The following is a 20,400-nucleotide window of genomic DNA, read 5'->3' on the forward strand; positions in this document are numbered from 1 at the left end:
CCTTGTCAGCTTTCTTTACGCCTCTGAATGCCTTTGTTTTTAACTCCTTGTTATTTCGTTTGTTTTTTTTTGGCATAGATGCTGCTTCGTCTCTTTTGATTAATAACAATCATGGAGCGTTAGCAATGAAAAACATGGCAACGGCAGTAGCGGCATTAATGTTTGCCGGCAGTATTGGTACTGCGGCGGCGGCCCCGGTCATCAATATCAGTGCCGAAGGATCGAGTGCAGCGCAGGCAGCGGAAGCGGCATTTCTTGGCAACTTGAATGCAGGGTATATCACTGAAACGTTCGACAGTGGCTACACGGCAGGCGCGCAGTCAACATCTATCAATTCGCTGGCCGGTGTTGGAATGTTCACGATGGATGTGGCCGGCGCAGGCGGTGCATGTGACTCCGCACCGTACTCATGCTCTGCTGGCTTGGCAGTTCTCGATACCGCAACGTCACCTTATTCCGGTCGCTTCGACATCTCTCCGGACAACTGGCTTGACAGCATGGATGCGCAGGAAATGACCATTTCTCCTGCCGGTGGATACACCGCGATGGGTTTTTACATGACAGACCCTAACGATGCAGGGGGGCGTTTCTCGATTGGCGGCGTGAATTTCTCCTTTGCGGATGTCTTCGGTTCGGCGTTGGGTAATGGCAAAGTTTTCTACATTTCTTTGTACGATGACAGCGGTTTAGGAGACCTGACTATTTACGCAAACAACTCGAACGATGGTTACGGCCTCGACAATGTAACGATAGGTACGGTCCCAGAGCCAGGTACCCTGGCGTTAATGGGGTTGGGCTTGGTAGGACTGGTTTTGGTTCGTAGCAAGAAACACAAGGTATAAGCTTACAGCCCTCTAGGTGAGCACGTGTGGCCTGGAGGGTTTTGTAAGTTTTTGTTAACTCGTGCTTCTAAATGTTATTGCGGTAGCGAAATTATGCATTAAACTGAATGTTCACAAGTAGTAGTAAATCGCATGGGATGCGGGTTGATTTTACTGTGAACTGGACAAGGAGTCGGCGTGGCCCACGTCAGGTTGTTTAAACATTATTTGCACCTGCCTTTCATTCTGCTAGGTCTGATTGATCTGGTTGTTCTGGTTTTTTCTTGTGCTTTAGCTGTGTTCTTCCGCTTTTTTGGCGACGCAGAGTTTTTTAATGCCCATATCGGTTTTATTTTCCCCTCACTTCTCGTTTTTGCGGTAGTAAACCTTCTTGTCATGATGGCGCTAGGCGTTTACCAGGCCAGTATTGAGGAAGGGATGTCGGGCATGATGCTGCGTACGATCATGGCGATGATCCTCTCCATACCGGTCAGTGGCTTCGCCTATTTCGTCGCCAGTGAATGGTTCTGGTATTTGGGCAGTTTTGAATTGTTGTCCTCGGCCACGGTTCTATCCATTTTTTGCCTGGGCATCAGTCGCGTGCTTTTCTTTGCAATGGTAGGCAAGGCCTGGTTTAAGCGCAGGGTTGTGGTATTGGGTGCAGGTCAACAAGCCAAACAACTGCTTCAGGATCTTACCACCCCATTTAATCGCAAGGGTTTTACGTTAGATGGTTTTATCCCTATGCCAGATGAAGCCGTAGCGGTTGATGCCAAGCATCTCATTAACCTGCCTGCCTCCCTCCACAATTACGTTATGCGTCATCCGGTCAGGGAGATTGTCATCGCGGTTGATGACCGCCGTCGTGGCTTGCCTTTGGATGACCTTCTTGAATGCAAAATGGCCGGTGTCAGCATTATTGACGGTATAAATTTTTATGAGCGCGAATCCAGAAAGGTGGCCTTGGAGATGCTCACCAGAGGCTGGCTGGTGTTCTCAGATGGCTATACGTTTTCAGCCATGTACGGAATCGGTAAGCGAGTTCTCGACATTCTAGCCGCGGCTCTTCTGCTCGTGGCAACCTTTCCGATCATGTTGCTGACAGCACTTGCCATTAAGGTGGAAGACGGTCTTTCTGCTCCGGTTTTATACAGCCAGGAGCGGGTTGGGTTGAATAATCGACCGTTCAGAGTTCACAAGTTTCGTTCGATGGGGTTAGACGCGGAAAAAAATGGAGCAGTCTGGGCCAAGAAGAATGATTCGAGGGTGACAAAAGTCGGTGACTTTATCCGCCGCGTGCGGATCGATGAGCTACCGCAAATCTTTAACGTGTTAAACGGCACGATGGCATTCGTCGGCCCGCGCCCGGAACGCCCCATTTTTGTAGAGCGATTAGCCCAGTCCATTCCGTTCTACTCTGAGAGGCATCGAGTAAAGCCTGGCCTTACCGGTTGGGCGCAATTGTGTTTTGCCTATGCCGACAGTGAGGAGGATACCCGGGAAAAACTCAGGTATGACCTATACTACATAAAGAATCAGAGTCTCCTTCTTGATCTTTTGATTGTGATTCAGACGGTTGAGGTGGTTTTGTTCAAGAAAGGCTCACGGTAGCTTCGGGGGCATCCCCGGAACACGGAACTCAGCACTAATAAAAGAGAGAAAAACAATGTCTCTGAAGTCCTTCGTCTCTGCAGCAGTTTTTTCATTCATGGTCGCCTTTATGTTGGCAGGCTGTGCGTCCAATTCCCCGTCTTCACCAGAAATGGTGCAGCGCGCTTTGGCGATGGAAGCGCGTGACAGTGTTGACCAATACGTTTTAGGTGCCACAGACGTTGTACGGGTTTCCGTGTGGCGTAACGAAGATATCAGCATTTCTGTCCCGGTTAGGCCAGACGGCATGATTTCTGTGCCTCTGGTAGGGGACGTAAGGGCGAGCGGAGAAACGCCCGAGCAGCTTGCTCAGTCAATCAGGGCGAAATTGTCAGAGTATATTCGGGAGCCGCAGGTAAGTGTCGTCGTCACCTCCATGGGAAGTCATGAGTTCACAGACCGGGTGCGGGTAACCGGTGCCGTTCGCCAACCGATTTCGATTCCTCACCGAAGCGGTATGACCGTTCTTGACCTGTTTTTGAATGCGGGCGGCGCTAACCAATTTGCGAACCTGAACGATTCGATGTTGTACCGGCAGGTTGACGACAAGGTTGTAGCAATACCCGTTCAGCTAGAGGACATCCTGAGTAAGGGACGGATAGCCACCAACTATTCGATGCGCCCGGGAGATATTTTGACCATACCTGAGCGAAGTTTCTAACCCCCTACGACCACCAATCGCCCATCCGGCCAGGTGTGATTATGGCTTTACCCTTATCGAAAATGCCGAACGAGATTATTCGTGAGGTTAGAGAGCGCAAATGGTTAGTGCTGTTAGCCTTTCTGGTAATCAGCTTCACGGTATTGAGTGTGGGGTTTGTCTTTCCGTATAAGTACCAGGCTTCTGTTGTGATCTTTGTGGATGACAGCAATATCATCCGCCCACTCATGGAAGGCCGGGCGGTTACTACCAAAATCAATGATCGCATCTCTGGTGCTCGAGAACTGTTATTGACCCGATCGGTAATTGAGCGTTTGGCTCGGGATACGACTGTCTATCCCGATTCCTCCATGGAAGATGCTGCCGTTGAGCAGCGTATCGGCCGTATTCGCGGCAACCTGTTTGTCCGCCCCAGGGGCGATAGCTATTTCAGCATCGGGTTCTCATCAGAATCGCAACTGGAAACCTTCAGGGTGGCGCAGAAGCTGGCTCAGTTGTTTATTGAGGAATCCAATGACCGTAAGCGAAAGGAAAGTCGTGGTGCTTACGATTTTATTGATAAACAAGTGAAGAGCTACGAGCAACAATTGGCGCAAGTGGAGCAGCAACTTAAAGAATTTCTGTCTGAAAATACCGATGGCACCGAAGGCGAGGCCAACGCCCGCTTGGCCCAGCTCCGGAACCAACTCGAGCTCGCCCGCCTTCAACGGCAAGAACTCAATGCAAGAGTGGAGTCACTGCAGCAACAACGCGGTGGGGTTCGTCAGACCATCCGCCAAGGAAAAACAGAGGATGTGTACCGTCAAAGGATCAGTGTTCTTGAAGAACGTCTGGACACGCTGCGTCTGCAATACCATGACACTTATCCTGATATCGTGATTCTGCGTGAGCAAATTGCCGAATTAAAAAAACAGCGCAGAGCTCATTTGGCGGGCGGTCAACGTTCCTCTGGTGAGGATGAAGGCGTGCAAACCTTTAACCCGTTGTATCAGGAAATCACTGCCGACATCACCAAAGCGCGTGCTGATGTCGCCACAATCGACATAAGAATTTCCTCGCTAGAAAAACTCATCGCCGAGCAAAATCGCCGAATGGAGAGAATCCAAGAGAACAAGGCCCAGTACTCCGATCTTACGAGAGATCTGCAGGTAAACCGCGAAATATACGACGATCTTTTGAAGCGGCGCGAGAAGGCCCGAGTGTCTATGCATCTGGATGTGGAAGGGCAGGGCCTCAGCTATCGAATCAACGAGGCCGCGCAATATCCTAATCAACCCTCCGGCCCCCGGTTTTCGGCCTTTGCAGCTGCGGGGCTGCTGGCAGGAGCATTTATTCCCTTTGGCGCTATCGCTGGCCTATTGCAAATCGATCCTCGAGTACGGGTGAGAGAGCAGCTGGAGGAAGAGATTGGCTTGCCTGTGTTAATTGATATCCCCGCAGTTCGAACGCCTTTCGAAAAACGTCGGGACCGACGGGTAACCGTTTTAATCGGGATATGTGCGGTAGTGATTGTGGCTGTGTATGGCGCCATCGTGGCGGCTGCATACATGGGAGTTCTGTAATGGCGGATTGGAAGAGCGAGACCTCTAGAGTTGACGATGCGGGGGTAGGTGGCCCTGATCGTGAACATCGCAATAACCAACCTGATCATGTAGAGCGGCATCCGTACTTCCAACGTCGCAAGGAACGGTTGGAAAAGGAAGTCGAAGCATCTGGCGAGGAAGATTCAAAACTTTTGGTACCCAGCTCCTTAGAGCTTGGGCCGGGAGCTGTTGACCGGTATCTGATCAGCAAGCAAATTACAAAGATGCAGGAGCCCCGAAAGCTCACTCCTGATGATCTGGATGAACGGAGAATCATTTACCCTGAATCTTCGAACCGAGTGCTTGTTAACAGGTTTCGTGATCTGCGGACCAAGTTATTAGAGTTGTCCGGCGGCAACAATTTTACGATGGTGGTCAGCGGAGCTTCCCCGGGCGCAGGCTCTTCGTTTGTAGCGCTTAATTTGGCTGCGGCTTTCGCTTTTGATCAGGCGAAAACGGCGCTGGTCATTGATTGCAACCTGCGAGAACCCTCCATTCATAGCTCTTTGGACGTCATACCCGAGACCGGCTTAACCGATTTTCTGGATGATCCGAACTTCGATATCAGCAGAATCTTGTATCCGACCGGCATTCCCAGGCTCCGTTTGATCCCGGCGGGTAGTCGCCGCGAAACACCTGCTGAGTTCTTCACCTCGTTTCGTATGAAGCAATTCCTCCAAGCCATCCGCCGGCGGTATCCGGACCGCTTTATTGTGCTGGACACGGCACCAATTTCCGAATCTCCGGATGCCCGTATTCTCACGGAACTTTGTGACTACGGCATGTTGGTGGTGCCACACGGGAAGATCACGCCATCAACCGTTGAGAAAGCGGCCACGGCGTTTAATCCGGATAAATTTGTGGGGGCTGTTATCAATGGTTAGACCACACCTCACAAGCAAGTTTTGTCTTTCGCGGATGTGTGCGGTTGGATGGTGTTTCGGGTTCCTGTCTTCAACGGCAATCGCTGACCCCGTTCAGTTGGCCGTCGGGCAAACGATTCTAACCACGAATAACGCAACTAAAGTTCTTGAGCAGGACAGACAGGACAATACGAAAAGCAGAACTTACCTGAATGCTACTTACGAGAAGAGCGATGGTCGATGCGTTGGCGGCCTTTCAGGGAGTGTTGGCTATACCGTTTGGTCGGACGAATCCTTCGACAATGAAACCGACGCTCAGGTAGATGCGCGGGGTAGATGCGAGTTATCCGAAAGTTTGAGTTGGAGTGTCACGAACAACTTGCGGGAAGTCACGCAGGATACTTCGGATAACGACACCCCCGATAACAGGACGCGCAAAAACCTGTTCTCCACCGGCCCTAACTATATTTTTCAGGTGAGTCCCGTGGATTCGGTGAGTTTCGAGGCCCGATACGAAAACACCGAATTCAGCGAACCAGAAGAACGTGATAGCGAACGAGTAATCGGTACGGCTGGTTGGAGCCATTTATTTAATCCCACTCTGAATGGTGGCCTTAGTCTTTCGGTGAGTGATACCGAGTATGACACCAGCGCCAACGTACAGGTGCGATCGGCTCAAGTGAACTTGGGAAAACGGTGGGCAACGGCTTCATTATCAAGCGCTATAGGAGTGAGCGAGATCGAAACAGAATTTGGTGCATCGTCGTCCACCAGCAGTGGCAGTGTGGGGAACCTTGAGTTCATCCGTGAGATTAGTGGCAGTGCTGAGTGGTATCTGCGGGGGGCAAGGGAGTTGACCGATAGTACCTCGAGTTTTGATATTCGATTTGAAGAGTTCGAGTTCAATCTTACCGAAAGTCTGGCGGTTGAAACGACATCGCTTGAGGCAGGGCTGAACAAAAGATTCTCTAATGGTAGTCGCCTCAGCGCTGGGGTGTTCACAAACAGCTCCGACTATCTTGACTCCGACGAAGAGGAGCAGAGTGCGGGAGTTCGGCTAAGTGCCACCAAGTCTCTGTCGCAGCTGGTGTCGCTATATGCAAAGTATGGGTACCGATACACCAAATTCGAAAAAGATGAATCGGATGATGAGCAGCTTAATATTGAGCTTGGCTTGAAATATCAAGCCAGTCGCAGGCTCAACGTATTCGCCAGTGTTGGGCACGAAGAGAAGGGTAGCGACGTGGTATCAAGGAGGTACGAGGAGCGTTGGGCATTGGTTGGTTTGGAGTACCAGCTTCGTTGAATCAACCATCACAGGGAAGAGCTTTGAGCATGACGCAAAAAATAACAAATGCATTAACATTCGATGTGGAAGATTACTTCCAGGTGGCGGCTCTCGCTGAAGCCGTTCAGTATGACGATTGGCCCTCCATGGAGTACCGGGTAGAGGCGAATACCGACCGAATCCTTTGCTTACTCGACGAAGCTCAAACCAAAGCGACCTTTTTCACCTTAGGCTGGGTGGCCGAGCGCTCGTCAGCATTAGTTAAGCGTATTGTCGCGCAGGGCCATGAAATTGCGAGTCATGGTTACAGCCATCAGCTCATCTACAACCAGACCCCCGACGTTTTCCGTGAAGAAACCCGTAAATCGAAGGAAATTCTGGAAGACATAACCGGGCAGGCCGTGACGGGGTATCGCGCCGCGAGCTATTCAATCACCCACCAGTCACGTTGGGCACTGGATATTCTTTGTGAAGAGGGTTTTACCTGGGATTCGTCGATTTTTCCGGTACATCATGACCGTTATGGCATGCCCGGCACCCCGAGATGGCCCCACCGGCTTAAAACCGATAATGGCCACGAGCTGGCGGAATTTCCGTTGAGTACGCTGAAGTTACCTGGATATACGTTACCAATTGCTGGCGGCGGATACTTCCGGCTATTTCCATACTGGTTCAGCCAATGGGGATTAGGTTCTATTAACCGGAAGGGGCAGCCGTTTGTATTTTATTTACACCCATGGGAAGTCGATCCCGGGCAACCACGACTGGATGTAAAGTGGTTTTCCCGGTTTCGGCACTACAACAATCTGGATGTGTGCGAAGCGCGTTTGCAAAAGCTGCTATCGCAATTCCAGTTCACTACGATGACGCAGGTTCTCCGGAACCGCGGCGTGTTGGATAACTAACCCATGCTGTATCTAATCTTTTGGTTATCACTGTTTTTGTTGGTTTATGTCTACGTCGGTTACCCCTTGGTAGTTACGGTGTTGGCGAACACCATGCCCACAGTGCAGTCAGCTGCTGCAAGCAGTGGTGATGAAAACCTGCCTTTCGTGTCCATACTCATCGCTGCGTATAACGAAGCTGCCGATATCGAAGCAACGCTCGCTAACAAACAAGAACTCGATTATCCCTCAGACAGAATTGAAGTGTTGGTCATCTCGGATGAGTCCGAAGACGGTACGGATGACATTGTCCGGCGTTTTAGTGCGCAGGCTTCGATTCCCGTTCGCCTTTATCGTCAGTGCCCGAGACAAGGTAAAACTGCCGGCTTGAACACGCTGGTACCTGCGGCAAAAGGCAGCATTTTGCTGTTTTCCGATGCCAACTCGCATTGGGACCGGCAGGCTGTTCGCCACTTGGTGCGCTGCTTTGATGATCCCAGCACAGGTTACGTCACTGGCAAGATGGTCTATGTAAACGATGACGGTTCCTTAGTGGGAGATGGCTGCAGCGCGTATATGAAGTACGAGAATTGGCTGCGTGAAAAAGAGACTGAACTTGGTTCGATTGTAGGTGTAGATGGCGGCATCGATGCCATGCGAAAAGATCTTTATCAGCCACTCCGAGCCGACCAACTGCCCGATTTTGTACAACCACTCAAAGTGATCGAGCAGGGCTATCGTGTTGTTTACCAACCGCGCGCACTGTTGCAGGAGTCAGCGCTGGACGATGGCGGCAGCGAATTCAGTATGCGGGTTCGGGTTAGCTTGCGAGCAATGTGGGCGTTAAAGGATATGCGCCATCTGATGAATCCGTTCACTTATGGGATCTTCGCAATCCAGCTTATTTCACACAAATTGTTGCGATATGCCGCCTTTTTGCCGCTTGCTACCTTCTCCTTGGCCGCGCTGCTCCTTGCCGGGCGAGGAGGCATTTATTCCTTGGGTTTCATCGGCGCCGTCGCGTTTTATGTGTTGGCCTGGATAGGTCATACCAAAACTGAGGGTAATCAAGCTACTTCTGTGATTCTAACCGTACCGTATTATTTCTTGTTGCTGAACTACGCCTCCTTGAAAGCGGCCATCTCGTTTTTAAAGGGGGAAAAGAAAGTCGTCTGGAACCCAAGGAAGGGCTGAGCAACATGGCGATCAAGGTGTTGCACTTAATTGATAGTGGCGGTCTTTACGGTGCTGAGAAGATGCTACTAACGCTTGTTTCCGAGCAGATAAAGCAGGGACTGGCTCCTATGATACTTAGCGCCGGGGAACCAGAGCAGCCCGAGAAACCACTCGAAACCGAGGCCAAAAACCTGGGCTTGCCCGTTACCCCGTGGCGCATGAAAGCAGGTTTCAACCTGATGGGTGCCAAGGACATTTTCCGCTGGGCCAGGAGCAACGGCTTTCAGTTACTGCACTCCCATGGCTATAAATTTAACGTGCTGATGGGCCTATGGCCGGAATCGATTCGTTCGTTGCCTTTGGTCACAACTTTGCACGGTTACATTAAAGCTCCGCGTTTTACCAAATCCTGGCTCTATGAAAGCGTAGATCGGTTCGCCCTAAACCAGATGAGAGCGGTGGTATTGGTATCTGAGACGATGAGGCAGCAAATACCACGGGCCATTTCTGAGTCTGAAAGAGTGGCCGTGATACCGAATGGGCTGGACGTAGACGCTGTTCAGTTAAAAGCACAATGTCCACTAAGTGAAACCTACTTAGACTTTCTTGAAGCGCATTCGCCTGTGGTGCTGGCGGTGGGGCGGTTATCTCCGGAAAAGGGTTTTGATCGGCTAATTCAGGCCTTTAGCCTGGTAATTGAGGATTACCCGAATGCGGGCTTGATCATCATTGGCGAGGGCGCGATGCGAGGGCAGCTTGAACGCCAGGCGAAAGAGGCTGACCTTTCATCAAACTTATTACTTCCAGGTTATTCCGATCAAGTTCCAGCCTTAATGTCGAAGGTCGATATGTTGTGCATGCCGTCTCTGACAGAAGGGCTGCCGATTACCTTGCTCGAGGCTATGGCTGTGGAAGTTCCGATTCTCGCGACCAACGTGGGTGAAATTGGCCAGGTGCTGGGGCGAACGGGCACCCACACCTCGGGAGGAGTGGTTATTCCCGAAAATGACGGTGCGGCGTTATTGGATGGTATGAAAGAAGTGCTCTCTAGCCTGGGAGCCCAGAAAATTGCCGCCAACTGGGCCCGGGACCGGGTGCAATCAGCCTATTCCTCGGTTTCTATGGCCCGGCAGTATTCCGCAGTCTATCAGCAGGCTATCGGATGAAACTCAGCATCATCATGGATCAATACAACAACCCCTATGCAGGTACCGAAAGCCAGGTGCTTAAGCTGGTCGCAGGGCTAGTCGAGCGAGGCTGGGAAGTGCGGTTCGCAGTATTCAGGGGAACAAAGTACACCCGTAATGGAGAGTTCCCGGTTGCAATTGAAGAGCTGGACATCGGCTCGCTCTCAAACCCCGGAAGTTGGGTTAAAACCTACAGTTATGGCCGGCATTTAAAGAAGAACGGCTTCGATCTGGTCCACGTATTTTTTAACGATGCATCTGTATTGTGCCCGCCTGCTATGAGTTTGGCCGGTTTAAAAACCGTTATCTCCCGTCGCGATATGGGCTTTTGGTACAACAAAAAATATCTGCAGGCTTTAAGGCTAACCAAGCGCTTTGTAGCTGCAGTAGTTTGCAACAGCCAAGCAGTGGCCAATATCACCGCCTCCTCTGAAGGAATTCCGGCCCGAAAAATCAAAGTCATTTACAACGGCTATCCTGCCACAAAAATCCAAAAGAACGGTCCCAATGCTGAATACAAAAAAAGCGATCCTGTCGTCATCGGCGTAGTTGCGAATCTTAGGCCGATCAAAAGAATTGAGGACTTAATCAAAGCCGTGGCCAAGTTGAGAAAGGCGGGTTTGAGGTCTAGCTTAAATATTGTGGGAGGGGGAGACCCTACGCACTATGTACAGCTGGCTGATGAACTTGGCATTCGGGACTGCACGCACTTTCTGGGCTCTCAGGCGGAGCCGGAAAAGTTCATAAAAGACTTTGATGTAGCGGTTCTTTGTTCGGAAACAGAAGGATTCTCCAACGCCATTATTGAGTATATACGCTGCGGCAAACCCGTGGTGTGTACCCGTACCGGTGGTAACCCAGAGATTGTGCAGCACGGAGAGAATGGGTACTTGGTGGACGTAGGTGATGTTTCAGCCTTGGCAGAAATGCTCAAAAAGCTTATTGAAAATCCCGAATTGAGAGAGCGCATGGGGCGAAGAGGGGCAGTTGATGTGGCGGAACGATACAACCTGAACACCATGCTTGACCAGCATATCTCGCTCTATAAAACGCTTCGACCAGGGGCCCCACAATGATGATGAACGCGTTGTCTAAGTACATCTTCTACCCGGCTTGGGATCTAAAAGACGGCAGCCATCGGCTCCTGGAGTGGCGCCAGCTCGAAAAACAACAATGGTGGGCCCAGAAAGATCTCGAGGATCTGCAATTAAGCCGTCTGAATTCTTTGCTGATCTACGCGGAAACACACAGCCCATATTATCGAGAACTTTTTAACCAGCATGGAATTAAAGCATCGGATATCCGAACGTTAAAGGACATTGAGCGGATACCAGTAACCACCAAACAAGCGATCCGGAATGGCGGGGATCAGTTCATCAGCGATGAATGCAAGAAAACGCAACTGGTTTCGGCCAAAACGGGCGGATCTACCGGCGTCTCGTTAAATCTTTATTTTGATGACACCTGCCAGGAAAAAAGAAACGCGGCCCAACTAATGGCAGACCGTTGGTCAGGATGGGATCTCGGTATGAAAAGGGCTTCGGTGTGGGGTAACCCCCCCGTACCCGACAGCGTAAAACAGAAACTGCGCCATAACCTGCTCGACAGAACCATCTATCTGGACACCATGGATTTAAACAGCCGATCTATGGGGGCGTTTGTAACTCGCTGGAGAAAAGAAAAACCGGGAGCCGTATTCGGACACGCGCACTCAATCTACATTTTTGCGAAATACCTCCTTCACGAAAACATCACCGATTTACGACCTCAAGGCATTGTTGCGACCTCTATGATGCTTTTAGAGCACGAACGCAAAACCATTGAACAAGCCTTCGGTTGCCAAGTTACGAATCGCTACGGATGTGAAGAGGTTGGCCTAATCGCGTGCGAGTGCGATCAGCACAGCGGGATGCACATTAATGTTCCCCACGTCTACGTGGAGTTTTTGGATGGCAACAATAACCCGGTTGCGGCGGGAGAGCCTGGCAAGATCGTCGTAACGGACCTAAACAATTACGCAATGCCGCTGATTCGTTACCGTGTTGAGGATGTGGGCGTATACAGCGAGCGCACGTGTAAATGCGGCCGCGGCTTTCCACTTTTGGAGAAGTTGGAAGGCCGAGTGGCGGACTTCCTCAGGCTTCCGCATGGCGGCCAGGTTGCCGGAATCTCGCTGGTGGAGCGAACGCTGACGAAAGTACCCGGCATTGAACAAATGCAGTTGATTCAAGAGCAGATTTACGAAGTTGTGATCAATCGAGTGAAAGGGCGTGAATTCACCGAGCAGACTGACAAAGAGCTGACGAGCGCTATGCGAGAGGTATTCGGTGAAGACGTTGGCTTGACCATCAACAACGTAGATGAAATCCCCCAAGAGGCATCCGGTAAATACAGGTTTTCTATTTGCAGGGTTAATCAATGAGTGATCAACCGCTGGTTTCTGTAGTCATCGCTACTTACAACACGGACCAATATTTGCCGGATGCTGTTGCTTCAGTGCTTGCGCAGTCTTGGAGCAACCTAGAAGTCGTCGTCATCGACGATGGCTCTGAAGATGACACGCCAGCGCGTATGGCGTTGTTCGACAACGACGAACGTGTTCGCTACATCCGGACTGAAAACCGGGGCCAACCCAAAGCCAAAAACCTTGGCCTTAAAGAAGCTCGAGGTGATTTTATAGCGTTTTGCGATGCTGATGATCTTTGGGCGAATAATAAGCTTGAAGTCCAAATGCCTAAGTTCTCAGACCCTCGAGTAGGGGTGGTGTATAGCGAAGTGTCATACATCGACCAGAACTCTACAGCTATAGAAAAAGAGGCGCCTTACACTCGTTACAGCGGGAAAGTAACGGATGCATTGGTGATCTCCAATTTCATACCTTTTGGAACCTCGGTCATTCGTCGAAAGTGTCTAGAGCAAAATGGTGGGTTCGACGAAGAGTTACCTATGGGCATCGATTGGGATTTGTGGCTGAGGTACTCAATTGATTGGGAGTTCGTTTACTGTCCGGAGGTCACTTATGTGTACCGGATATGGCCAGGGCAGATGTCCAAAAACTATCGAGGCCGCTATGACAATGCATTCCGCATCCTCAGAAAGTTTATCAACGCGAACCCAAGCAAAGTATCCCAGCGTTTAGCTTCGCGAGCCTGGGCAGACATGTACATTGGCCGAGCGATGGCTATTGCCAGCGCTGAAAAAACAATCTCTGAACCCTTATCTGACATTTTCACCGGATTAAAGCACGACGCATCGTATATGCGCGGATGGAAAAGCCTGATTAAGCTGATGATACGGAGAGTCTAGAGCCATGGCCAAGTCGAGGGATGGACTGTGACGTTAAACAATTTCATATACAAGGTTTCAAAGCCATTAGGCGGTTTGCAGGTCGCACGCTTCCTCGCACGTAACCATCCTCGGATATTGATGTATCACAGAATATCTCCGGACGGATCACCTGGGACTATTTCTGTGGATCAGTTTAGAAAGCAGATGAAACTGATCAAAAGGTCTTTTAATCCGATCTCTTTGTCGAATCTCATCGAATTACATGAGCAGGGAATTACACCTAAGCACGCAGTCGCCGTAACCTTTGATGATGGTTATAGTGATTTTGCGGAGTATGCATTTCCGATACTTCAGGAAGAGGGGATACCCGCGACTCTCTTTATAACTACCGGGTTTGTGAATGGTGATGTCTGGTTGTGGCCGGATAAAATCAAGTTCTTACTCTCTAAGAAGTCGCAAATAAAAATTCCGTCTAAACTTGATGACGATATAAGGCTCGAAGAAAGTTCGATATCACTTTGGAAAGATATATCGAATTATTGTTTAACATTAGATAATTTGGTTAAGGAAGCGTATATATCTGATCTTTTTTCATTAAATGACGTTTGTCTACCGGAATATGCTCCTGAAGGATTTGAAGCTGTCGGTTGGGAACAGCTAAATAGGTTTATAGAAGGTGGATCAGTTGATATTGGTAGTCATACGTGCACTCACCCGGTTTTGACCCGCCTAAGTCTGTCCGAATTACGTTACGAATTGATGTTCTCTAAGAAATCGATATATTGTAATTTGGGTGTCGATGTTTCTATTTTATGTTATCCAAATGGAACGAAATTTGATTTCAATGATAAGGTAAAGCGCGAGCTGTTAAATTCAGGATATAAATATGGCGTGGCGGCTTACCCAACCTTGGACCCCCTTGACGATGTTTTGTCTGTCGGAAGATATTCGGTCGATAAAGATCTTGAGAGATTTACTAAAACAATATTTGGAATATCTTATGTTGCAGCTATGTTTCGTCGGAGTATGAGTTCGGATGAATATTGATAAAGATAAGAAATGTATCTTCTTGTCGTGGGAGATACATACACGCAGCCGTAGTATTTCTAGAGAACTAGGTGTGCCTATTTTTGAAGTGGTGCATGATAATTTTTTTTTGATTAGATACTATCGTTCGATAATCGAAACATTTCGGATATTGAAAAAAGAAAAGCCCAATATCGTGATCTTTCAGAATCCATCAATAGTTCTTGCTGTATTTATTTTGGTTTATTCTCGCTTTTCAAAGTTAGATCTTGTTATGGATGCGCATAATGCTGCAATATTTCCTTTGGAGGGTAAGTTTTGGCTGTTAAACAAATTGTGTTCGGTGCTGATTTCGAAAGTAAAATTGACCATCATCACTAATCAATTTCTTATAGAATCAATAAAAGATAGAGGTGGTCGTCCTTTTGTTCTAGAAGATCCAATACCAAAGCTCGATGTTTCTAAGGGGGTGAAGACCTCAAAAGGTAAAGTGAAAAAATTAGTGTTCGTATGCAGTTGGGCGAAAGATGAGCCATATATGGAAGTTATGGAAGCTTTTAAGAGTTTGTCGGATAAAGACGTCATGCTTTTCGTAACCGGAAGGCCTCCGGAATACGTATTTAATAAACCCATTCCGAATAATGTAAAGTTAACAGGTTTCCTTTCAGAGCAGGATTATATCGATCTTTTGGCAGGATCGAATCTTATTATAGATCTAACGAATCGCCCTGATTGTTTAGTTTGCGGTGGCTACGAGGCAGCAGCGGTTGGCACTCCTTGCATTATCTCCAATAATTTATGTTCATCTGATACTTTTAGTAAAGGGTATGTGTATAGTGAAAATGATTCTGGAGGTTTGAAGGATTCAATATTATATGCGATTGATAAAGAAGATGCATTAAAGTCAGATATTGAATGGTTTAGAGGTGACTATGAAGTTAGGTATCACAAAAAGATTGAAGCTCTTAAGGATGTTATTTATCATCTATGAATGGGTGGTTTATTATTTTTTTTAGAATAACATTTGTTTCCTGTCCGGTAAATTTTATATCGAACAGGAAACGCCTACTATTCAATACTTAAATCAGGAGCTGCCGGTGGTGCATCCATTGTAGGAAGCTGGGGACAGTTATTCTGACAAATCCTAGCACCTTTCTCATTGATTTTGCCGTCTTTGTCTGCAACGTACACGTAAAGGCTATCGACGGAACTTCCGCCAGGACTAAAGGCGAATTGAATACTATTGTTGTCCCAAGAAATGGGTACCTGAATCAGGCGTTTTTTTGCATTACTGAACGTCGGGGATTCAGAAACGTAAATGCGATGATGAGAATCATCAATGTAAATATTGTCGTAGTATATGTTCAAATCTTGCGATGTATTGGCGCCATTGCTGATTTGATCAAAATAAATTTCGTCATACATGCTCGATCTGTCACTTGTCCTCATTCTCCAAGTGCGGCTATATGGTAGTATTCCATTACGAATAAAATCAAACTGTCCATTTTTAACATTTACGCCGCTTGACGAATAGATTATTTCCTCCTGAGTCCACTCATCTTTCACTTGACCGAGTTGGCTTCCTGGCCATACCGACCCACCTTCCGCGGTGTATTCAGCATAGATTCTCGCAGAATTAGCGCCTTCTTTACCTTGATATCCCAAGTATATGTTGTTGCCATCACTTCCCCAGAGTCGGTTCACCTTAAGATTGAAACCCATTGGCCCCCAAGTAGATGAATCGCCAATCGAAAAGTCATAGCGTCTGTGAAAATATAAATATAATTTATCAGGGGCTGGGCTTATTTCAATTCTTGGGATAGCTACCTCACGGTAATCATCAGATATCCTATATTTTAGAACGTTTCCTTCGCCTGTTGGTGTTGTTTGCGAAGTAATCGTACCATTTGCAGCTAGTGGTTTAGTAATAAATGATAATTTACTCTGATTCTTCGATCCATTTTCAAAATTGAAATAGTAAAGAGGCGCTCCACGATTCTTTTCTGTGAACCCTGATCCAGTGACCAGAAGCGTTGGGGGCGAGTCAGAAACTTGGCTGACACCCGTAATATTTGGAACGGCCATCGCCGTGGTTGAAGCGAACAGAGTGCAAACTAGTGTTGAAACGCACTGAGCTCTTCGGTTGATTGGAGAAATCATGTAACCCCCAAGGTCAGGTTTAAATCTCCTTCAGTTTACTAAAAAATCATCGTTCTCGGGTACGTGTATTTTTCGATAGAGCAGACTTATTGGGAATAAATCGTTTTTTTTTATCGTTAATTGGAATTTTTGAACGCCTAGCAATCAATTTATGCTTTCAATGTCTATAATGTAAAGGCGACTGTGGTGCCGAAATAGGACATAGGTTTTACATGTTTATTGACGAAATTTGGTAAAAGCATTTGATCTAAGCGCAGAAATGGAGCTAAATTTGTGAGCGATAATTCCTTAAGGAGTGATGAGCGATTTCGAGTACTCGTGGTGGTGCGATGGCCTGTGGGTGGAATAAGAACGTTTCTCAGGTATGTGTATCAACACTTTGATAAGGAACAATTTGAATTTACGTTTGTCGGTGCGAGCACAGGCAATTCAGGTACTTTGGAGAGTGACCTTTCTTCAATATTTTCTGAGTGGGTTTTATTTCCCGAAAATGGTACGGAAGTTTGGGGTTGCTTCAATGCGGTGCTCAACGCTCTGAAGAATAACAAATATGACCTCGTGCATGCGCACGGTTTTACTTCCGCAATCTCGAGTGTGCTCCCCGCGCGTTTATTAAGAGTTCCTTTGATTTGTACCTCTCACGACGTCCTCAATAGCGTCCAGTTTAAAGGGCCAGGGGGGTGGTTGAAAAAAGTGGTATTGGGTTTGGCTCTTTGCGGTTGTAGTAAGGTACATTCAGTTTCGTCAGATGCGCAGGCCAACCTCAAAGCGACGTTGCCGATTCTCTCGCGTAGCAAACATGTCGTCATTCGGAACGGTATTCAGGCGAGAAAATTCAGAAATGCCAAAAAAATTGATCTAAAAGATGAGCTTAGTCTCGGGCAAACAGACGTGCTAATTGGTTTTTTCGGCCGTTTCATGGGACAGAAAGGATTTTCTATTCTCGTTGACGCGGTCGAATATTTGAAGACGTTTATGCCGTCAGTGAGCATTAAGATAGTCTGCGTAGGATCGGGAGGTTTTATTAGAGAAGAAATGGCTCGCCTGGAAAAGCGAGGTCTGTCCGGATACTTCTATTTCCTTCCATTTACACCGGATATTGGAGGTTATCTGAAAGCTTGCGATTTAGTAGTAATGCCCTCGCTTTGGGAAGCTTGTCCGCTTCAACCAATGGAGGCTCTTTGTGCCGGAGTTCCTTTTGTTGGCAGCGATTGCATTGGGCTTAGAGAGGTGCTTGCCGATACGCCTGCTGTGGTGGTTGAGGCCGGGAGTGCTGAGAGTCTGGCACAAGGAATTGTAGACTGCCTGGAAAAAGGGCGCCAACCATTTGATAATTTTTCTTCAGAGGCTGTTGAACGGTTCGAGGTTAGTAAAACGGTTGAGCAGATCCAGCTGATGTATGAACAGGTTTGTCGATGAATCCCCTTGGCGTTGATCTTAATAATAAGGAAAGAGATGGAGTTATAGAGAAAAAAACGAAGGTAGCTTTCGCTCTATTTCTTGTTTATTTAGTTAGCTTTTTTCTTCATTTGCCGTCTCGTATTTCTATTTTAGGCGCGATCAGGCTGGATTTTATTTTGGTCGGCGTGATAACGTTTTTAATACTTTCTTCTCAATCAAAGAAAGGGACTCGCATTGATGACGCATCAAAATATTTGTTAGCGATACTTTTATATGCAATTATCACGATTCCGTTAGTGCAGTGGCCAGGATCGGTTTTAAATAAGGGAATTATAGAATTTATAAAAGCGGCTATATTCTATTTTTTTACAGTAAATCTTGTTGTCAGTGAAAGGAGGTTGAAGGCTGTAATTTCATTTTTTGTGGCATGTAATGTTATAAGAATATTGGAACCTTTATTGTTAAATATTACATCTGGTTATTTGGGTTCTGTTACGCATTTAGGGGGGGGGGAATTTGCGGGCAGGCTTTCCGGAGCACCATCGGATATTGTGAACCCTAATGGTTTAGCGTTTATAATTGCGACAGTGTTTCCATTTCTACATTACGTTTTTGCCCCAAGCGGAAAGAAAGCATTTTTCATCTACGCGCTACTCATCCCTGTTCTACTTTATGCGATGGGGCTTACTCTTTCAAGGTCCGGTATTCTAGCGCTCGGAATTATAGCTTTTGGGATCTGGGTAAAAAGCAAATACAAGTTTAGGCTTCTGATGTTGGGTTTGGTTGGCCTATTAGTTATAGGTATGAATTTAAATGAGATTCAGAAAGATCGTTATTTGTCTCTAGTTAGTGATGATGCTCGTCAGTCCGCTTCAGCGGAGGGCCGTATTGACGGGTGGTCAGCAGATTTCAAGGTGGCGATGAATAGGCCTATCATTGGTCATGGATTAGGTACTTCCAGAGAGGCTAATTGGAATGTTAGGGGTAAAGATCAGATCTCGCATATTCTTTGGGCTGAAATTTGGCAAGAAATAGGGATGATCGGACTTCTTATATTTGTTTTATATTTGAAATCAATGGTCAAAAATTTCCGTGAAGCAGCTAGCCTTATCAAGATAAGTTTGGGAACCAATGATTTTCTTTTCCGTTGTTCCCAGGCAATGCAGGTTTGGTTATTAATGAATTTACTTTTTAGTTTGGCGAGCTATGGCTTGAAAAGCTATGAGTGGTACTTTTTTGGGGGGCTTTCTGTGGCTTTGCTTAACATTACGAAGGATCGGATTGCTAACTCTAGCCTAGGTGCTGAAAAAGATTTTTCAGTCGGTCCAAAAACTAACGAAAAATTTATATTAGCAAAGAAGGTAAGATGATCTGATCGTAGAATACTGTTTTATTAGTTTTTTTTCGGGCCTACTCTGCGTAATAGGATCTTCACGCCTTGTCGCAGATCATGATTTAGCTCCGATTTTGAGCTGGGGGGGAAGGTTTCTTTATACATCTTTAATGCAGAAATAAGCATGCCTTCGTTAACAAAGCATGATTGTAGTGTTCGTAGATATCTAATAACACGGATCTCTAACCGCTTTCTTAATTCGATATTTGGTTCTATTGATGATAGGTGTTTTCGGCTATCTATCAAATTTCTTAACATGCGTTCATTATCATTGCTCATATTCGCGCCATGCACTCTACGCTCAAATCCTATCCCAGGGACAATTACGATATTTCCGTGCATAGCGACTCGGTATATTAAATGGAAGTCTTCGCATGCCGTTAGCGATACATCAAATCCTTGTTCTTGCTTAACGTAAGCAGTCCTGAATATTGGAGAAGAGGCAATTGTGAAGTTGTCGTCAATCAATATGTTCCGGCATTCTTCTGACGTTAGGGTAAAGTGCTTGTTCTTATAGGCTAGTAAATAAGGAACTAGATTTGGGCAACTGCTGAAATGGTCTGCTGATCGAGTCCCGCCGGTAAAGTTTCGGTAGTTCACTACGCATAAAGCAGATTCGGGGTGGGCTTGCAGAGCTTTTACCTGGGTTTCGATTTTCTCAGGAAGCATGATGTCGTCGGCATCGAAGAAGTTTACCAACTCACCAGTAGCATACTCTAAACCGTGGTTTCTGGGGCCTGCGCAGCTACCGCTGTTCGGTTGGTGTATGTATATTATGTTAGTGCCGTAATTTTTCACGATCTCGGCAGTATTATCGGTTGAACCATCGTCTACGACGATGACTTCTAAATTTTTGTAACTTTGAGAAAAAACGCTGTCGAGCGTTTCGGTGATAAATTCAGAAGCGTTATAAGCGGCGATAATTATGCTGACTAGAGGTTCATCCATAGAACGACCATCCTAAGTTTGGCATTGGAGCACGGCAGCGTGTTCTAGTGGGCAAATCAAAGTATAGCTCG

18 protein-coding genes are annotated in these 20,400 nt (G+C 47.3%); 16 read left to right on the top strand and 2 right to left on the bottom strand.

What is annotated here, in order from left to right; translation table 11 throughout:
* Positions 1 to 2: 2 nt before the first annotated feature.
* From JAO79_RS09100 to JAO79_RS09165, 14 genes are all read left to right on the top strand, one after another.
* Positions 3 to 842, top strand: a complete 840-nt coding sequence (locus JAO79_RS09100; protein WP_199006941.1) for a PEP-CTERM sorting domain-containing protein — start codon at positions 3 to 5, stop codon at positions 840 to 842.
* A 177-nt stretch (positions 843 to 1,019) separates the two neighbouring features.
* Complete coding sequence (locus JAO79_RS09105) at positions 1,020 to 2,432, top strand: TIGR03013 family XrtA/PEP-CTERM system glycosyltransferase (RefSeq protein ID WP_199006942.1); 1,413 nt, start codon at positions 1,020 to 1,022, stop codon at positions 2,430 to 2,432.
* A 55-nt stretch (positions 2,433 to 2,487) separates the two neighbouring features.
* Complete coding sequence (locus tag JAO79_RS09110) at positions 2,488 to 3,132, top strand: XrtA/PEP-CTERM system exopolysaccharide export protein (RefSeq protein WP_199006943.1); 645 nt, start codon at positions 2,488 to 2,490, stop codon at positions 3,130 to 3,132.
* A 41-nt stretch (positions 3,133 to 3,173) separates the two neighbouring features.
* The gene (locus tag JAO79_RS09115; protein ID WP_199006944.1) at positions 3,174 to 4,694 is read left to right on the top strand and encodes an XrtA system polysaccharide chain length determinant; all 1,521 of its coding nucleotides are present in this window, start codon (positions 3,174 to 3,176) and stop codon (positions 4,692 to 4,694) included.
* Positions 4,694 to 5,599: a hypothetical protein gene (locus tag JAO79_RS09120; RefSeq protein WP_227664479.1), complete on the top strand. Its 906-nt coding sequence runs from the start codon at positions 4,694 to 4,696 to the stop codon at positions 5,597 to 5,599. Before JAO79_RS09115 ends, JAO79_RS09120 begins: the two co-directional genes overlap by 1 nt.
* Positions 5,592 to 6,884: an outer membrane beta-barrel protein gene (locus JAO79_RS09125; RefSeq protein WP_199006945.1), complete on the top strand. Its 1,293-nt coding sequence runs from the start codon at positions 5,592 to 5,594 to the stop codon at positions 6,882 to 6,884. The genes JAO79_RS09120 and JAO79_RS09125 overlap by 8 nt, the downstream gene beginning before the upstream one ends.
* A gap of 29 nt (positions 6,885 to 6,913) precedes the next feature.
* Positions 6,914 to 7,771 (top strand): XrtA system polysaccharide deacetylase, encoded by an 858-nt coding sequence (locus tag JAO79_RS09130; RefSeq protein ID WP_199006946.1) that lies wholly within the window; start codon positions 6,914 to 6,916, stop codon positions 7,769 to 7,771.
* Between the two features lie 93 nt (positions 7,772 to 7,864).
* Positions 7,865 to 8,944, top strand: coding sequence for a glycosyltransferase (locus tag JAO79_RS09135; RefSeq protein WP_227664480.1), 1,080 nt, complete (start codon positions 7,865 to 7,867; stop codon positions 8,942 to 8,944).
* A gap of 5 nt (positions 8,945 to 8,949) precedes the next feature.
* The gene (locus JAO79_RS09140; RefSeq protein WP_199006948.1) at positions 8,950 to 10,092 is read left to right on the top strand and encodes a glycosyltransferase; all 1,143 of its coding nucleotides are present in this window, start codon (positions 8,950 to 8,952) and stop codon (positions 10,090 to 10,092) included.
* Complete coding sequence (locus tag JAO79_RS09145) at positions 10,089 to 11,189, top strand: glycosyltransferase family 4 protein (RefSeq protein WP_199006949.1); 1,101 nt, start codon at positions 10,089 to 10,091, stop codon at positions 11,187 to 11,189. The genes JAO79_RS09140 and JAO79_RS09145 overlap by 4 nt, the downstream gene beginning before the upstream one ends.
* On the top strand, positions 11,186 to 12,535 hold the full coding sequence (locus JAO79_RS09150; RefSeq protein ID WP_199006950.1) for a phenylacetate--CoA ligase family protein: 1,350 nt from the start codon (positions 11,186 to 11,188) through the stop codon (positions 12,533 to 12,535). The genes JAO79_RS09145 and JAO79_RS09150 overlap by 4 nt, the downstream gene beginning before the upstream one ends.
* Entirely contained in the window at positions 12,532 to 13,419 is an 888-nt protein-coding gene (locus JAO79_RS09155; RefSeq protein ID WP_199006951.1) for a glycosyltransferase family 2 protein, read from the top strand. Before JAO79_RS09150 ends, JAO79_RS09155 begins: the two co-directional genes overlap by 4 nt.
* A gap of 186 nt (positions 13,420 to 13,605) precedes the next feature.
* Complete coding sequence (locus JAO79_RS09160; protein ID WP_199006952.1) at positions 13,606 to 14,448, top strand: polysaccharide deacetylase family protein; 843 nt, start codon at positions 13,606 to 13,608, stop codon at positions 14,446 to 14,448.
* Complete coding sequence (locus tag JAO79_RS09165) at positions 14,438 to 15,418, top strand: glycosyltransferase (protein WP_199006953.1); 981 nt, start codon at positions 14,438 to 14,440, stop codon at positions 15,416 to 15,418. The genes JAO79_RS09160 and JAO79_RS09165 overlap by 11 nt, the downstream gene beginning before the upstream one ends.
* Positions 15,419 to 15,495: 77 nt before the next feature.
* Here the strand turns inward: JAO79_RS09165 and JAO79_RS09170 are convergent, their stop codons facing one another.
* Positions 15,496 to 16,587 (bottom strand): hypothetical protein, encoded by a 1,092-nt coding sequence (locus tag JAO79_RS09170; protein WP_199006954.1) that lies wholly within the window; start codon positions 16,585 to 16,587, stop codon positions 15,496 to 15,498.
* A gap of 273 nt (positions 16,588 to 16,860) precedes the next feature.
* On the opposite strand from JAO79_RS09170, the gene JAO79_RS16420 reads away from it, so the two are divergent.
* Positions 16,861 to 18,006, top strand: coding sequence for a glycosyltransferase family 4 protein (locus JAO79_RS16420; RefSeq protein ID WP_199006955.1), 1,146 nt, complete (start codon positions 16,861 to 16,863; stop codon positions 18,004 to 18,006).
* Positions 18,003 to 19,358, top strand: a complete 1,356-nt coding sequence (locus tag JAO79_RS09180; RefSeq protein WP_199006956.1) for an O-antigen ligase family protein — start codon at positions 18,003 to 18,005, stop codon at positions 19,356 to 19,358. The genes JAO79_RS16420 and JAO79_RS09180 overlap by 4 nt, the downstream gene beginning before the upstream one ends.
* A 23-nt stretch (positions 19,359 to 19,381) precedes the next feature.
* Here the strand turns inward: JAO79_RS09180 and JAO79_RS09185 are convergent, their stop codons facing one another.
* Positions 19,382 to 20,329, bottom strand: coding sequence for a glycosyltransferase family 2 protein (locus tag JAO79_RS09185; RefSeq protein WP_199006957.1), 948 nt, complete (start codon positions 20,327 to 20,329; stop codon positions 19,382 to 19,384).
* Positions 20,330 to 20,400 lie beyond the last annotated feature (71 nt).

Origin of the sequence: Marinobacter litoralis (genome assembly GCF_016427555.1) — a bacterium.
GTDB lineage: Bacteria > Pseudomonadota > Gammaproteobacteria > Pseudomonadales > Oleiphilaceae > Marinobacter > Marinobacter litoralis_A.

What these genes read in the sequence shown, in the direction of transcription:
- JAO79_RS09135 (WP_227664480.1), top strand. Translation starts at nt 7,865, where the DNA reads ATGCCCACAGTGCAGTCAGCTGCTGCAAGCAGTGGTGATGAAAACCTG.
- JAO79_RS09160 (WP_199006952.1), top strand. Translation starts at nt 13,606, where the DNA reads ATGAAACTGATCAAAAGGTCTTTTAATCCGATCTCTTTGTCGAATCTC.
- JAO79_RS09150 (WP_199006950.1), top strand. Translation starts at nt 11,186, where the DNA reads ATGATGATGAACGCGTTGTCTAAGTACATCTTCTACCCGGCTTGGGAT.
- JAO79_RS09120 (WP_227664479.1), top strand. Translation starts at nt 4,694, where the DNA reads ATGGCGGATTGGAAGAGCGAGACCTCTAGAGTTGACGATGCGGGGGTA.
- JAO79_RS09115 (WP_199006944.1), top strand. Translation starts at nt 3,174, where the DNA reads ATGGCTTTACCCTTATCGAAAATGCCGAACGAGATTATTCGTGAGGTT.
- JAO79_RS09185 (WP_199006957.1), bottom strand. Translation starts at nt 20,329, where the DNA reads ATGGATGAACCTCTAGTCAGCATAATTATCGCCGCTTATAACGCTTCT.
- JAO79_RS09125 (WP_199006945.1), top strand. Translation starts at nt 5,592, where the DNA reads ATGGTTAGACCACACCTCACAAGCAAGTTTTGTCTTTCGCGGATGTGT.
- JAO79_RS09110 (WP_199006943.1), top strand. Translation starts at nt 2,488, where the DNA reads ATGTCTCTGAAGTCCTTCGTCTCTGCAGCAGTTTTTTCATTCATGGTC.
- JAO79_RS09140 (WP_199006948.1), top strand. Translation starts at nt 8,950, where the DNA reads ATGGCGATCAAGGTGTTGCACTTAATTGATAGTGGCGGTCTTTACGGT.
- JAO79_RS09165 (WP_199006953.1), top strand. Translation starts at nt 14,438, where the DNA reads ATGAATATTGATAAAGATAAGAAATGTATCTTCTTGTCGTGGGAGATA.
- JAO79_RS09155 (WP_199006951.1), top strand. Translation starts at nt 12,532, where the DNA reads ATGAGTGATCAACCGCTGGTTTCTGTAGTCATCGCTACTTACAACACG.
- JAO79_RS09170 (WP_199006954.1), bottom strand. Translation starts at nt 16,587, where the DNA reads ATGATTTCTCCAATCAACCGAAGAGCTCAGTGCGTTTCAACACTAGTT.
- JAO79_RS09145 (WP_199006949.1), top strand. Translation starts at nt 10,089, where the DNA reads ATGAAACTCAGCATCATCATGGATCAATACAACAACCCCTATGCAGGT.
- JAO79_RS09130 (WP_199006946.1), top strand. Translation starts at nt 6,914, where the DNA reads ATGACGCAAAAAATAACAAATGCATTAACATTCGATGTGGAAGATTAC.
- JAO79_RS09180 (WP_199006956.1), top strand. Translation starts at nt 18,003, where the DNA reads ATGAATCCCCTTGGCGTTGATCTTAATAATAAGGAAAGAGATGGAGTT.